The organism is Clostridium sp., from assembly GCF_050717635.1.
GTDB lineage: Bacteria > Bacillota > Clostridia > Clostridiales > Clostridiaceae > Clostridium_AD.
The window spans coordinates 145,998-161,204 of sequence record NZ_JBOITO010000039.1 but is presented as its reverse complement, the minus strand read 5'-3'; the positions used below and the strand labels follow the sequence as shown (position 1 = coordinate 161,204).

General features: G+C 31.1%; 6 protein-coding genes. 5 read left to right on the top strand and 1 reads right to left on the bottom strand.

The window, feature by feature from the left end:
- The first annotated feature begins 23 nt into the window (after positions 1 to 23).
- Complete coding sequence (locus tag ACREWB_RS19630) at positions 24 to 890, top strand: Nmad3 family putative nucleotide modification protein (protein ID WP_431549157.1); 867 nt, start codon at positions 24 to 26, stop codon at positions 888 to 890.
- A 116-nt stretch (positions 891 to 1,006) separates the two neighbouring features.
- Entirely contained in the window at positions 1,007 to 3,505 is a 2,499-nt protein-coding gene (locus ACREWB_RS19625) for a DEAD/DEAH box helicase family protein (protein WP_431549156.1), read from the top strand.
- A gap of 47 nt (positions 3,506 to 3,552) precedes the next feature.
- Here ACREWB_RS19625 and ACREWB_RS19620 read toward each other — a convergent pair whose 3' ends face one another.
- Entirely contained in the window at positions 3,553 to 3,864 is a 312-nt protein-coding gene (locus ACREWB_RS19620; RefSeq protein WP_431549155.1) for a phosphoribosyl-ATP pyrophosphohydrolase, read from the bottom strand.
- Between the two features lie 349 nt (positions 3,865 to 4,213).
- Here ACREWB_RS19620 and ACREWB_RS19615 point away from each other — a divergent pair, with 349 nt between their 5' ends.
- The 3 genes from ACREWB_RS19615 to ACREWB_RS19605 are packed head-to-tail and all read left to right on the top strand — an operon-like array spanning position 4,214 to position 15,182.
- A complete protein-coding gene (locus ACREWB_RS19615; RefSeq protein ID WP_431549154.1) occupies positions 4,214 to 7,924 on the top strand; it encodes a hypothetical protein in 3,711 nt (1,236 codons plus the stop codon).
- An 11-nt stretch (positions 7,925 to 7,935) separates the two neighbouring features.
- Positions 7,936 to 13,020 carry a DEAD/DEAH box helicase gene (locus ACREWB_RS19610; RefSeq protein WP_431549362.1) on the top strand — a complete coding sequence of 1,695 codons (5,085 nt, stop codon included), beginning with the start codon at positions 7,936 to 7,938 and terminating at the stop codon, positions 13,018 to 13,020.
- 23 nt (positions 13,021 to 13,043) lie between these two features.
- A complete protein-coding gene (locus ACREWB_RS19605; RefSeq protein WP_431549153.1) occupies positions 13,044 to 15,182 on the top strand; it encodes a 3'-5' exonuclease in 2,139 nt (712 codons plus the stop codon).
- Positions 15,183 to 15,207 lie beyond the last annotated feature (25 nt).

The following is a 15,207-nucleotide window of genomic DNA, read 5'->3' as shown; positions in this document are numbered from 1 at the left end:
ATTATTAACTTGGGAGTGAAATCATGAAAGTTATTTTAAGTAGAAAAGGGTTTGATTCAGGAATTGGGGGATATGCAAGTCCGATATTACCAGGCGGTACATTGCTATCACTTCCTATTCCCGGAGATGAACATGATATTTGTTATGGTAAGTTGAAGACACAAAACGGAATAAGTTATATGGATATAATGAAATCAATTAATGGAAAAATCAAATGTGGAGAAAAAGTATGGATGGAATTAAATAAAAAATGTACATGCCATTTAGATCCTGATTTAAGAAAAGGGGTAATAAGTCGACACGAAAATTGGAAGCCTATATTTGGGCAAGCAAGTGCAGCACAAACGCATTTGGATAACAATGGAGTTAAAGAAGATGATTTGTTTTTGTTCTTTGGATGGTTTAGAAATACAATTACAAAAAATGGTAAAATGGTATTGGATCCAAAAGATAAAAATGGAAGACATATATTATATGGTTATATGCAGATAGGAGAAAAGATCACAGTAAATAAAAGTAATAGCATAAAACAGTGGATGGATTATCATCCACATATAGTAGGTAAGCATAACAGAAATTCAAATAATACAATATATATAGAAAGAGAGAATTTGTCATGGAACTCTAGCGTACCGGGAGCGGGAGTATTTGATTATGATGATTCACTTGTTTTAACTAAAGAAGGTGGAACACGATCTAAGTGGAAATTACCTGATATATTTAAAAATGTAGAAATTTCTTATCATAGTAATAAAAGCTGGAAAAATGAAAATGGAATAGAGTATTTTCAATCTGTGGGGAGAGGACAAGAATTTGTAATAAAGGATAATCCGAAAATACAAGAATGGGCTAAAGAGATAATTAAAAAAAATCAAATGACTCTAAAATAAAGGATATCAAAATAAAGGTCATTGATTAATTATACATTAGAGATACGTTGCAAACATAGACGATTTGGATAATACTAGAGATAGAGCTAAAAAATTAAAAGAGAGTTTGGTGGAGTATGATGATAGAAGCTAAGACAATTAATAAAGGGATAATCGTAAGTGATTCTATTGAATTTAAAGAGGCAGCTCTAGATTTTGATTCGAATTGTTCTACGGGAGACAATGATTATTTACTTCCCAAATTAACAGCCTCATTAAAAAGGGCAAAGACTATAGATATTATAGTAGGCTTTTTAATGGAATCAGGAGTGAAATTGCTTATTAACGATTTAAAAGAGGTGGCAGATAAAGGGGTCAGAATTAGAATATTAACCGGAAACTATCTTAATATCACTCAGCCTCAAGCTTTATATTTAGTAAAGGATGCTCTGGGAGAAAGAGTAGATTTAAGGTTTTATAATATTGCTAATAAGTCCTTTCATCCTAAGTCATATATATTTGAATATGAAGAGGATGGAGATGTTTTTATAGGATCTTCTAATATGTCTAATTCTGCATTAACCAGTGGCATTGAGTGGAATTACAGATTAAATAAGAATAAAAACTTAGAGGATTTTACACATTTTAAAAATATTTTCGAAGACTTATTTTTAAATCATTCTATAATTATTGACGATGCTGAGATGAAACGATATTCATCAGTATGGAAAAGACCTAAATTTATTCATGAGTTGGAAAGAATTGAAGATAACAAAGATAAATTTGGCACAGTAATCCCTCTGTATGAACCTAGAGGGGCACAAATTGAAGCGCTATATGAGCTGAAAAGATGTAGAGAAGATGGTTTAGATAAAGGATTAGTTGTTGCAGCAACAGGTATAGGAAAAACATATTTAGCTGCTTTTGATTCTATGGGATTTCATAAGATCTTATTCGTGGCTCACAGAGAAGAAATATTAAATCAAGCAGAAATATCTTTTAAAAATATTAGACCTAATATTACAACTGGATTATTCAGTGGTAAAAGTAAAGAGAGAAATAGAGATATAGTATTTGCTACAGTTCAAACCATTGGACAAAAGCAGTATCTTTGCGAGAAATATTTTAAAAGAGATGAATTTGATTATATTATAATAGATGAATTCCATCATGCAGCTGCAGGAAATTTCGCCAATGTATTAGAATATTTTACTCCGAAATTTCTTTTAGGTCTTACTGCAACACCTGAAAGAATGGATAATAAAGATGTATTTGCACTTTGTGATTACAATATTGTTTATGAGGTTAGGTTAAAAGGAGCAATAGATAAGGGGTGGCTTGTTCCATTTAGATACTATGGTGTTTTTGATGAAACAGATTATACAAAAATATCTTTTAGAAATGGTAAATATGATGAGACTGAATTAGAAAATGCCTTGATGCTTAATAAACGTTCAGACTTAATCCTAAAACATTATAAAAAATATAATAGTAGAAGAGCCTTAGGTTTCTGTACCAGCAGAAGACATGCAGAATATATGAGTAAATATTTTAATGAAAATGGAGTTAAAGCCTGTGCTGTAATGAGTGGTGAACAATTTGAATTTTCTATGGACAGATGCGAAGCAGTGGATAAATTAAAGAAAGGACAATTAAATATAATATTTTCTGTGGATATGTTTAATGAGGGATTAGATATTCCTGAAATTGATATGATATTACTATTAAGACCAACAGAATCTCCAACTGTTTTTCTTCAACAACTGGGTAGAGGATTAAGAAAGTATAAGGACAAAAAATATGTAAACATACTAGACTTTATAGGTAATTATAAAAAAGCTCACTTAATTCCATTCTTTTTAAGTGGGGATTTAAAGAATATTACACTGAAAGCTAAAGAAGGTAAATTACCTAGAGAAGAAGATTATCCTGAGGATTGTATAGTGGATTTTGATTTTCAAGTAATTGATATTTTTAAGAAAATGGTAGAGCAGCAAAAGAAAATATTTGATTTATTAGTAGATGACTTTAATAGAATAAAAGAAGACTTGAAAACTAGGCCGAGTAGGCTTGAATTTTATACTTACATGGATGATGATCTTTACAATGTAATAAGATTAAGAGGAGAATTAAATATCTTCAATGATTATTTAGGATTCCTAAATAAAATAGGTGAACTTTTAGAAGAAGAGAAACAATTTTTAAACACTAAGGCTTATGGATTGATAAATAATATTGAAAAAACTTCAATGACTAAGACTTATAAAATGCCATTGCTACTAGCGTTTTATAATGGTGGTAATATAAAGATGAAACTAGATGAAGAAAGTATTTTTAAAAGCTTTAGGGAGTTTTATGCTAAACCGTCTAATGCGGTGGATCTTGTGAGACACGATTCAACTAAAAACTATAAGAGCTTTGATAAAAAAGATTATTTAAGAGTTGCTGAAAATCCAATAAAAGCATTTTTAAATTCTGCAAAAGATTACTTTTATAGAGATAAGTCATATTTTTATTTAAATGATGACTTAGGTGAAGTGAGTAAAAATCCTGTATTTATAGATAACATTAAGGATATTATCGATTATAGGACTAGAAGATTCTATAAAGAAAGACTTGAGAAGTTAGAGAAATAAATATAAGGATAAAAACCTCCATAGAAAAGAATCTATGGAGGTTTTGTCTATTCATAAACTTTTTCAAGTACTATGCACTTTTCAAAGCCGCCTCGTGCTTCTTTTTTTTCATTTCTTTTGTTAATTAAATCTTGCTCTGAATATCCAAGAGCACCAGCAAGACCAAATAAAACTTCCATAACGTCGGCAAGTTCTTCTAAGTTTTTATCTTCTAGGTATTCTGATACTTCCTCATTTAATTTGGTTTCAAGTAAGGGTTGAAGTTCTTCTTTTTTAGCAGAGTGGATATCAAAGCTTTTACCAGTTGATTTTATGATTTCGGGGATTTTGTCACGTACTAGTTTGTTGTAAATTTTCATGGAAGGCCTCCTTGGGTGATAGTATGGGTTTATTATAGCATAGAGTAGGATATGAGATTAAAGGAGAGATTATATTTACTAAATTATATTACAGCTAATTAGCTAAACATGAAGTAAAGTGTCACAATAAACATTTAAAGAATTAATTTAAAATAATTACTGGAATTTTAAAGGATTCTTTACATATATAAAGAATATTGTAATTATATAAATATAAATATAAATATAAATGATGATTGATGATAGCTATCATTATAGATGTTTTTTCATAGCAAAGAGTGCGAAATATAATAGATGAAATACAGTAACAAAGGCTATATTTATTATTCAATTAATGGGGGTGAGCTTTGTGGCTTTGATATTTTCAAATATGTCTCTTGATGTTCTTGAATCAAGAGTTAGAAATGAATTAACTGAGTGTGAAATTTGGGGAGATTTAGATATAAGTGAAGTTGAATATAATAAGCTGAATACTAAACTTAAAAGTGAGTTAGGGGATTTTCCTACGACATCTAGGTTAAAACTAATTATGCAAAAGTATCCAGTATTGTTTGTAACAGATATAGTTAATTATGTACTCTATGATTATAATAGGGATTTTTGGAGTGGTTGGGCTAGTAGATTTGACATCTCATTGCCACCTAATAACCAAACTGACATAGGCAAAATTGTATTGAAAATATTTGAGACTTATAAGTATGAAATTATAGATGATGGTGGTCATACATATGTCACGCCAATATTGTGTCAAGCTGGAATACCTTCAGCTAACTTTGATGTATTGTTTGATATAATTGAAAGTACGCTAGAAATACCTAACTTTATGCCTAATGATTTAATAGATGAATTAGTAGGATATAGGAGCTATTTGGTGGGTTCCCCAGTAGAAAGGTATTTTAGACTTCATCGTGATAAAGCAGTAGACTTAATTATTCAAATTAGAGAAATGATGCAAGAAATATCAGGAATGCAAAATTCAGAGATGGATATAACTCCAGAAATTGAAGGTGTCGCAGAGCGTTTAGTTAAAAAATATTTGGAATGGAATTCCGAGGTGAAAGGCTCAAATTCCAATTTGCGAAAGAAAACTCAATATTATATATCACCAAAGCTAACTTATGATGAAATTTGTAAAGGAATTTGTTTATTACTTCCGGGACAAATATTAAGAAATGAGTCTATTTATAAACTTGAATGGAAAATAATTTGTGAAAATAAAGAAGGAACAGAAAAAACTATAATTTCTCAAGTTTATGATTCAAGTGGGAAATTTTATACCCTTGATATAACTGTTCCCGTTGAATGTGCTGAAAGCTATAGAATAGAACTGTGGGATGATTTGGGAAATTCTTTACCATTGCAAATTTGGAATACAATAGGACTTGGGAGTGAAAATCCATATTTAATTTTTGACTATCGAGGATTGTTAGTTTCAAACAAACAAATTCCTCATAAAAAATCTTTATTAGTTCTAGATAGAAACGCTAAAATTTCTGTAGCAGATGGAATAAATAAGTCACTGGCATGTTTGCCTAAGAGTTGGTCAGTACTTGATGCATATAATTTAGCACCTGAAACATTAGATGCTTACATGACAATTGAAACAGGATTAAGTACTGTTGAACTAACATGCAAACAGTATTTTGATGTGGAGCTTTTAAGTAACGGTAATTTATTTGGAGAAAAGTATAATTATAAAGAAATACCTGTTTTTACTAAGTGGCCTTCGCTTCAAGTTGGGCTATATTCGGAACGTCAATCAGATATATTGTTTTGCAATTGGCAGCTTGTATTGAGACATCAAAAAACACAAAAGAAATTTGTAATAAATGTTAAGTCTTTGATAGAAGATACCAATAATCCTAATGGGTTTATTAGTTTAGCGAAGTTTGCAGAGAAAAATTTTTTGAGTATATATGGAACATATGATTTAAGGCTATATGAGGGGAAATCACTTAAGAAATACTTTTCATTTAGAATGTCGCCTTATATTGAGTATATTGAAAATTCAGGATGTGAGTGGCCTTCAGAATATTCCAATGTCGGGAAAACAGGATTTTCAATAAAAAAATATGATGATATTAGTATTGATTTTAGTTCTGTTGTGTCTAGAAAAAGTGTTCATAAAAGAAATTGTGTCTGGGAGGAGATATCTACAACTGAAGCAGGTGCTTATATTAATGGAACAATAAAAGTGATTAGTAATGATAGTGAGATTTTTATTCCATTTAAAAAGAATGTAAGAAAATTACAATGGAGCTTTTGGAGTGAAAATAAAGATAGTGTTGAAGAATGTATCAAAACAAGATTGTTCTATGATGATGATCTTAAAACTAGTAACTGGTGGTTATCATTGCATTTTGATGATTCTATAAATAGTGATGATTTAGTAGAAATATTGTTAGAAACTCCTAAAAAGGAAGTACTTCAAATAGAAGAAGTAAGACTAAATGATATTGGGGATTGGGCAATTTCAATAAATAAATTACAAACTACTATTGAAGCACACGCGTATTCTTTACAACTTCCGATTAGTATAATGTTACATGAAGTTAGAGGTTACAATGAACATAGGATTTGTTTGGCTATAGTTAGAGAAAGAGTACTGTTGAAAAATCCTAAATACACTATTAAAAATGAAAAATGTATAATTTACTGGCAAAAAAATAAAACGATTGTAAATAAAAAATTAAAGCTCGTGTCGTTTAATGATCCAATGTTGTCATCAGTGGAGCAAGATTTAGATTGTGCTAGAAAAATGGGTGAGACTATAGAAGGAATAATTCTAAATAATCCTTTAGAACCGGGGACATATTATGTAGATGCAGAAGAAAACATAGATTTTTTTATTTTTGATGATGATGCATATAAACCTCCAGTTTATAATTCTGAGCATATAGTACACGTTAAAAGAAAAGAGATGGTTGAAAGTCTTATAAATAATAAATCGAATTTATTAGTGGATTGGTTATCTGTATTGGCTGTATCTATGGATAAAATTCAATGGTTAGATATAATTTATCAAAAGTTAACTAAAAAAATAGAACTAGAAAAATTGATATTTGAAGACGACAAATGTGAAAAATTATTAATTATGTTATTAATAAATGCTAGCGAGAAATCCAATTTATTAGATGAAAACAAGAAAAAAATAAAGGGAATTTGCACTATAATAAACTATAACATTATTTCTGATATTGATAGAGGTAAGATATTGAAAACTATTTTAGAAAGTGATTTATCCGAACAAGAATTTATGTATATTGTTAATGAATTGCAATTATATCACTTTAAGTATAATGAAACGTTAGAATTCTCTAGGCAATGCAAACAAAAAATGTGGGATATTAATAGGCCTTTAGCTATACTTATTAACCTTAGAAGTAAAGTTTCCGACAGAGAAATTGATTTAGAAAGAATAGAGTATTATCTTGATAGAAAGGTATTAGAAAAGATAATTTTAATTAAACCTAGTAATGAATGCCCATCAAGTGAATGGAACGATTGTGCGGAACGAATTATACGTGGAAAATGTATATGTAAATATAGTACTCTTGAGTATTCTAAAAATGTATGGGGCGATGTAGAGGATTTTTTGAAACTATTTATACCTGATAAAGGCAGAGGAAACTGGAGGTTGCAAGAATTAGAAACGTCGAAATCTGATGGATATGAATTTATGGGAAGAAGTTACCTTTCAATAATTTATGAGTTAATGTCTGTTCCTAGCAATGATAGAAAAGTTCATATAGAAGCAGTGAAAAAAGAGCGACCAAAACTTGAAATCTTAGTTGATAAATATTTGACTGAGTTTTATAAAATAAATAAAGTGTTGAAATATCGTCTCAATGGTGGTGCTAATGATAATCATAAATTATTTTTCAATATAGGATGTGCAAGTTATTTAGAAGCCTTAGCATTACATGGTAATATTAATTCAGAAGATCTGCATCAACTGTTACCTTTCTGGAAAAGTATTATGTATGCATTTCCAGAACTTGCTTATAGAGATATAATATTATCTGAATTATTCGTAATTTTTCAAAATGAGAGGGGTTAATTATTTTGCCAATGAATCCTATTGAAACAACCAATGCAATAAAAGATGATTACTTAGGTTATCTGAAATCAATTTTAACTGTTAAAGACAATATACTAACAAAAAAAGCCTATGAGGCATTAGAGGAAAGTGAGTTTATAAAAGGTCCTTATTTGGAATCTACCCCTCCATTTGTTACAGGAAATAGTCTTGCTAGTCTAATTCATGAAGGATTACTAAGTACTGAGTTTAAAGCTATAGAAAGTGCAGTGCAATTAGAGCGACCACTCTACGTTCACCAAGAACAAGCATTTCGAAAAATTGTATTAAGAAAACGAAATGTTATTGTAGCTACAGGTACTGGAAGTGGTAAAACGGAATGTTATCTTTACCCTATTATTAATGAACTGATGAAACAAAAGGAAGCAGGATTACTTTGTTCAGGAGTGCATGCATTATTACTTTATCCGATGAATGCACTTGCAAATGATCAAGTTAAACGACTAAGACAAATACTCTTAGAGTACCCTGACATAACTTTCGGTAGATACACAGGTGAAACAACAGAAAAACAAGATAGAGCATTAAATGAATATAGGGATAAATATCGGAAGGAACCCAGTTCAAATGAACTTATTTCTCGTGAGGCTATGCGTAACAATCCACCTCATATTTTACTAACTAATTACGCTATGCTTGAATATCTATTGCTCCGCCCAGTTGATACTGAATTATTTGATGGCGATATGGCTGAAAATTGGAGATTTATAGTACTAGATGAGGCACATACATATAAAGGTGCAAATGGTACAGAAATTGCACTACTTCTAAGAAGGCTAAAAGAAAGAGTGTGTAAGAAAAATAAAATGCAATGTATTGCTACAAGTGCTACCTTAGGAAATAAAGAAGCATTTGGTGAACTGGCTCAATTTGCAACTAGCATATTTAATGAACCTTTTGAGATAGAAGACATCGTTACATCATCGCGAGTACAAAGGGATTTGTCTAATGGAATGAGAAAATTTAAGCCTACTGATTATCAGAAATTGAAGGATGAAATGCAAGGCTTAAAAGCAATTGAAGCAGGCAGATATTTATACAAACAACTTATAAATGATGAACGTATAATTTATATAACAAAGACTCTGGAATTAAATTCTAGAACTTTAAATGATGTGGCAGAACGTGTATTTTTTGATCTTAGTGATAAGCAAACAAGAATTAGCTCATTAATTTCACTTATAGAACTAGGTGTTATGGCTAAACCTGATGAAAATTCTGCAGCTTTACTACCAGCGAGATATCATCTGTTTGTTAGAGCATTAGAAGGTATGTACGTAGCACTATATCCTAATAAAAAAGTGTTTTTAGATAGAAAAGAGCAGTATAGTATAGGAAATATTAAAGTGCCAGTTTTTGAATTAGGTAATTGTCAACATTGTGGACAAGAATATATAATTGGTAAGGAAAAGGAAGGGATACTTTTACCTGCTGGATTAGGTGAGAAGCCTGAATATTATATGTTGACAAATTTAACTATGGACTCAGAAGATGTGGATATAGATAGTGATGATGAGGCTTTTGAAAAGCCAGATGTAAAGAAAGTAGAAGAATATATTTTTTGCACAGCTTGTGGTTGTTTAAGTTTGGCAGGGGTAAGAAAACGAAACAAATGCTGTGAAGAAGTTGACTCAAGAAAACTAATAAAGGTTTATAAGATGAAATCAAAAAGTAGAGTAGTTAACACATGTGCATCATGTGGTGGTGTATCTAAAGGGATAATCAAAAGATTTATGACAGCAAATCAGCCTGCAACTTATGTTGTTGCAAACAGTTTGTATTCAATGATTCCAGCTGAAAAAATCGAAATAGTGAATGAATTATCTAATGAGGTTGATGATATATTTGGTACTACGGTGGCACTAAGAAGTAAAGAGTACGAAGAAGAACGAGGACGGAAACTATTGGTTTTTTCGGATAATCGTCAAGAAGCTGCTTTCTTTGCTGCTTATATGGATAATAAGTATAATCAACTTATGTGGCGTAGGCTAATCTTAAGAGAATTAAAAAGAAATTCAGATGATATACGTCTTGACGACTTAATAAGAATGATAGTGATAAAAGCCGATGCGGCTGCATTATATCCTGAAGAAAATAATGAATCACTATCAAAGCCTCAAAAGGAAATGATTGCTGGAGTGTATGTGATTAAGGAATATATGGGACATCAAAGGCAACAAGGATTAGAAGGACGTGGGTATGTAAAATTTTATCCGGAAAAATTACCTGTTGGCAAAGATATGTGGGGACTGAAACCTGACGAGGTCTGGGAATTGTGCTGTGTAATAATGGATTCCTTTAGATATTCTGGTGCAACCACTTATCCTGAGCATATTAATGCAGAAGACGATGATTTTGCACCTCGAAATCGCTATGTTTATTTTAGAAAACAAGAAGGTGGAAACCAAGGGTCTAAGCAAATATTAAGTTTTTTACCTGCAGATAAGGCAAATAACAAAAGGGTTGATTATGTTCGTAAAATACTTCAAAGTATGGGTATTGCAAAAGATGATGCAAAATTAAAGGGAAATGAAATATTGAATGAATTGTATGAAAAATTCATACCATCGCTTATTAGAATGGGCTATTTCAGTCAAGAATCCTTAGGTAAAGAAGGGGCTGTTATTAGACTAAATTACAAAAAATGGTTTATAGGTTTGTATAAACAAGATGAAAAAATTAATAGGTGTAAGCGTTGCGGAAAAATAACTTCACACAATATACATGACGTATGCTGTGAATTTAGATGTGGGGGTATTTTAGAAAAAGTATCTATAAAAGACTTTAGAGATGATCCATACTATTCAAGAATTTATACTGAAGAAAAAATTATTCCCATGGTGGCTAAAGAACATACTGCACAATTAAAAAGAGAAGCTGCTGGGAATATTCAGGAAAAATTTGAGAAAGGTGAAATTAATGTGCTCAGTTGTTCAACAACATTTGAAATGGGGGTTGATGTAGGACAACTTGAGGCAATTATGTTACGAAATGTACCACCTGAAACGTCTAATTATATTCAACGAGCAGGACGAGCAGGAAGACGTACATCTGCAACTGCATTTTCGGTAACCTTTGCCCGTCGTAATAGTCATGATTTGAATTATTTCGATAATCCACCTGAGATAATAAATGGTAAGATAAAACCACCATATATAGAAATGAGCAACGAAAAGATTGCACTTAGGCATGTTAATTCAATTGTATTTTCGTGGTTCTTTAGAAAACAGGAAATGTATTTTAAAGGCAAAGTCAATACCCTTATTGGTTATGATGGTAGTGATGATGTTGTTGTTGCGTTGAAAAGTGAATTGAATAACAGACCGAAAAAGCTAATTGAATCGATAGAAAAAGTACTTACACCACAACTAATGGAACGGTTGGGTATCCGAACATGGAGTTTTGTGGAAAAACTTATAGGTGAAGAAGGATGTCTAACTAAAGCAATTGATGCAAAAAAAAGCGAGCTTGAAACATTAGATGAGATTTTAAAAAAACGTAATGATAATGAACAATATAATGGTGATGTTATTCAGCTAAAAAAGACATTTAGAGATCAACAGTCAATTAATTTTCTAGCTTCAAGCGGTGTTCTACCTAAATATGGATTTCCTGTTGATGTAGTAAATTTAGATATTTTAAATAATTCGTTTGAAGCTAAAAATATTGATTTATCACGGGATTTACGTATGGCAATAGCTGAATTTGCACCAGGAAGTAGCGTAATTGCTGCTGGTAAGGTTTGGAAGAGTTATGCTATAAATAAAACAAGAGATAAAGGATGGCCAACATATAAATATTTTGAATGTCCAGAGTGTAAGCGAATATCCTTGCCTGATGGGATAACAACAATTGATGAAGAAGATACATCTGAGCCACATATTTGCAATTGTGGTGGTCAGATGAAAGTGCGCAAATTTATAATACCTATTTTTGGTTTTTCAACTTCTATATTGGACAAGCCTAAACGAGTAGGTGAAAATAGGCCACCACGTTCATATGCAACGCGTGTACAATTTTGGGAAATTGATAAATTAGACTCTTATCAACTAGAAGAACGTAAAGAAAAAGATATTATAATATCTGGAAAGAGAATTTATGGACTTTATTCTCCACAAGGCAAACTTGTTTTGATGAACCGTGGGAATAATGGTTCGGGTATGTGGGTATGCGGTTATTGTGGATATGCTCAAACAACACCAAATGAGCCTAAGCATAAGAATAAGCTTGGTCATAATTGTCCTAATACTCATTTGAAAAATGTATCATTAGGACATATTTTTTCCAGTGATATTTTACGTTTGGAATTTCCAGAGAAGTGGATTGAGGGTAAGTCTGATAAATGGATTTCGCTACTTTATGCTATTCTTGAAGGTGCTGCTGATGCATTAGGAATTTCAAGACGGGATATTAATGGGTGTATTGATAATGAGGGAAGTGGACCAGCTATTATACTTTTTGATGAAGCTGTTGGTGGAGCTGGGCATGTAAAACGAATAATGAACCAACTTGAAAAAGTACTTCGGGCTGCATATCGTAGAGTCGATGGTCATTGTGGATGTGGTGAAGAAACAACTTGTTATGGTTGTTTACGCAGTTACTCGAATCAACTTGATCATGAAGAACTTTCACGTGGTATGGTTAAAGAGTATTTATCATGGTTATTGTTTAGCAATGAGCTTTCAAAAGAGCAAGTTGCTGCTACAGTAGAAAATGTTATAAACGATGTTGAAAATTCAAAAAATGCTAACAATGAGGGTATTCTAATAAGTGATGAATGGAAGAAAAAGCTAGAACAAGTATTGCAGGATGATGAGAGCTATGAGTTTGCTTTGGATTTAATTAAAAACAAAATGCCAGTCCCTGATCAAATTGGGTATGAATTATTTTCAAAGGATATAGGAGTTTTAGGAGAGGCTGAAATGGTATGGTTAAAACAGAAAATTGCTGTCTTATCGTCTGAAAATAAAGATAATGTTGATCAGTTCAAGAAAAATGATTGGAAAGTTTTTGTTATGGGATCTGATGATGTACAAATGGTAGTTGAAGCATTATAAAACAATAAAATGGAGGATTTTAAATGGCTAAATTTAAGAATAAAGTTTCCGTGGTATGTGCTGAAAGCTATTTTAAATCGTTGAAAAAGCTTCCAGCAAATATTCAAGCTGAAGCTAACGTATTTTTTAAGAAATTTATAGATGATCCTACATCTCCAGGTTTGAATTATGAAACGATAAAGGTAGTTGATTCTACTTTGCGTTCAGCTAGAGTAAATGGTTCATATCGTGCAATTATAAGAATACCAGAAGAAAAAGATACGTATACCTTACTTTGGATTGATGCTCATGATGCAGCATACAATTGGGCTAGTAAAAAACGAATATCCGTTAATCCAGTAAGCAATATTGTTCAAATTTATGATGTTGTAACAAGTGAAGAAAATCAACATGCCTCAATTTATAATAACTATGATACTAAGTTATTTGATTATATTAGTAATGATGACTTGTTAAAACTTAATGTTCCCGAAGATGTAATGTTTGTTGTACGAGCTATTATTAATGAGAAAGATTTTCAAACTAAAAAAAGATTTTTACCTGATGATGTTTATGAGTACCTTTCATTTTTAAATTCTGGATTATCACTTAATGAGGTGCTAGAAGAAGCTGCTGAAAATGCTATAAATTGTGGAACTCAAAAACTTAGTGTTGATGAGGCTATAGTGAAATCTGGTAATAGTAACAAGTTTTATTTGCTAGATGGTGATGAAAGTACTGGTGAGTTAGAGAGAATATTGGATGCACCTATCGAAGAATGGCGTATATTCCTGCATCCAAGTCAAAAAAAAATAGTAGAACAATCATTTAATGGGCCCGCAAGAATACTTGGTGGTGCGGGCACTGGAAAGACAGTTGTAGCAATGCATCGTGCTAAATGGTTAATGGAACATGTATTTAATATGAATGAAGATAAAATACTTTTCACCACATTTAGTACTAATTTAGCTAATGATATTAGAGAGAATTTAAAAATATTATGCTCTTCATCAGTTTTTAATAAAATCGAAGTAATTAATTTGGATAAATGGATTGCTAAATTATTACAAAAGACTGGAAATAAATCAAAACTGATATTTGGTAAAGAGTTAGAAAGAATTTGGGGAAAAGCTATTTTAAATAGTAGAGTAGAGTTGGATTTTTCAATAGGATTTTATATGGAAGAATATGAAAAGGTTATCTTGGTCAATGAATTGGAAACTTTTGAGGATTATAAAAAAACAAATCGAATTGGAAGAGGTACATCCCTAAATCGTGAGGAAAAAATTCAAGTATGGGATGTTATAATGGCATACAAAATATTATTATCCAATTTTAAAATTATTGATTCAGGGTTAGCTGCAATAAAAATAAGAAAGATAATTGAAGAATCAGAAAAAGAATTTTTATACAAATCAATAATTGTTGATGAGGCTCAAGACTTTAGTGATTGTGCTTTCAAATTGTTACGTGCTATAGCAGGGAAAGAACGAAATAACGATATTTTCATTGTTGGGGATGCACACCAACGCATATATGGTAAAAAAGTAATATTAAAACGATGTGGTATTAACATCACTGGAAGAAGTGGTTTATTAAAAATTAATTACAGAACAACAGAAGAAATTGATAGTTGGGCTAAATTGATTATTAAAAATATGAATGTAGATGATTTAGATGACGGAATCGATGAAGATAAGGGTTATTTATCCTTAACACATGGAAAAGAACCAGAAGTGATAAATTTTAAAACTGCAGATAAAGAATATAATCACATATATTTGTATATTAATGAACTTGTTAAAGCTGGAATTAATCCAAGTGTAATTTGTATAGTAGGACGTACAAATAAACAATTAGATAGTATACGAAAATATTTTGCTACACAAAACTGCAAATTATATGAAATTAAACAAAGTAAGAATGATGATCGCTTTATAGAGGGGGTAAGGATTTCAACAATGCATAGGGTTAAGGGCTTGGAGTTCGAATATGTTGTAATTGCTGATGTTAATGATGAGATAATCCCCTTAGAAGCAGTAATAAAAGCAGCTAATGATACTGTAATGGAAAAAGATATGTATGACGCAGAACGTGCACTTATGTATGTTGCAGCTACACGTGCAAAAAAAGAATTATTAGTGACTAGCTGTGGTAAGCCGTCTATGTTTATTTCAGAATAGGAATCAAAATTGAAAGGGGAAGTAT

What these genes read in the sequence shown, in the direction of transcription:
- ACREWB_RS19610 (WP_431549362.1), top strand. Translation starts at nt 7,936, where the DNA reads ATGAATCCTATTGAAACAACCAATGCAATAAAAGATGATTACTTAGGT.
- ACREWB_RS19625 (WP_431549156.1), top strand. Translation starts at nt 1,007, where the DNA reads ATGATGATAGAAGCTAAGACAATTAATAAAGGGATAATCGTAAGTGAT.
- ACREWB_RS19630 (WP_431549157.1), top strand. Translation starts at nt 24, where the DNA reads ATGAAAGTTATTTTAAGTAGAAAAGGGTTTGATTCAGGAATTGGGGGA.
- ACREWB_RS19620 (WP_431549155.1), bottom strand. Translation starts at nt 3,864, where the DNA reads ATGAAAATTTACAACAAACTAGTACGTGACAAAATCCCCGAAATCATA.
- ACREWB_RS19605 (WP_431549153.1), top strand. Translation starts at nt 13,044, where the DNA reads ATGGCTAAATTTAAGAATAAAGTTTCCGTGGTATGTGCTGAAAGCTAT.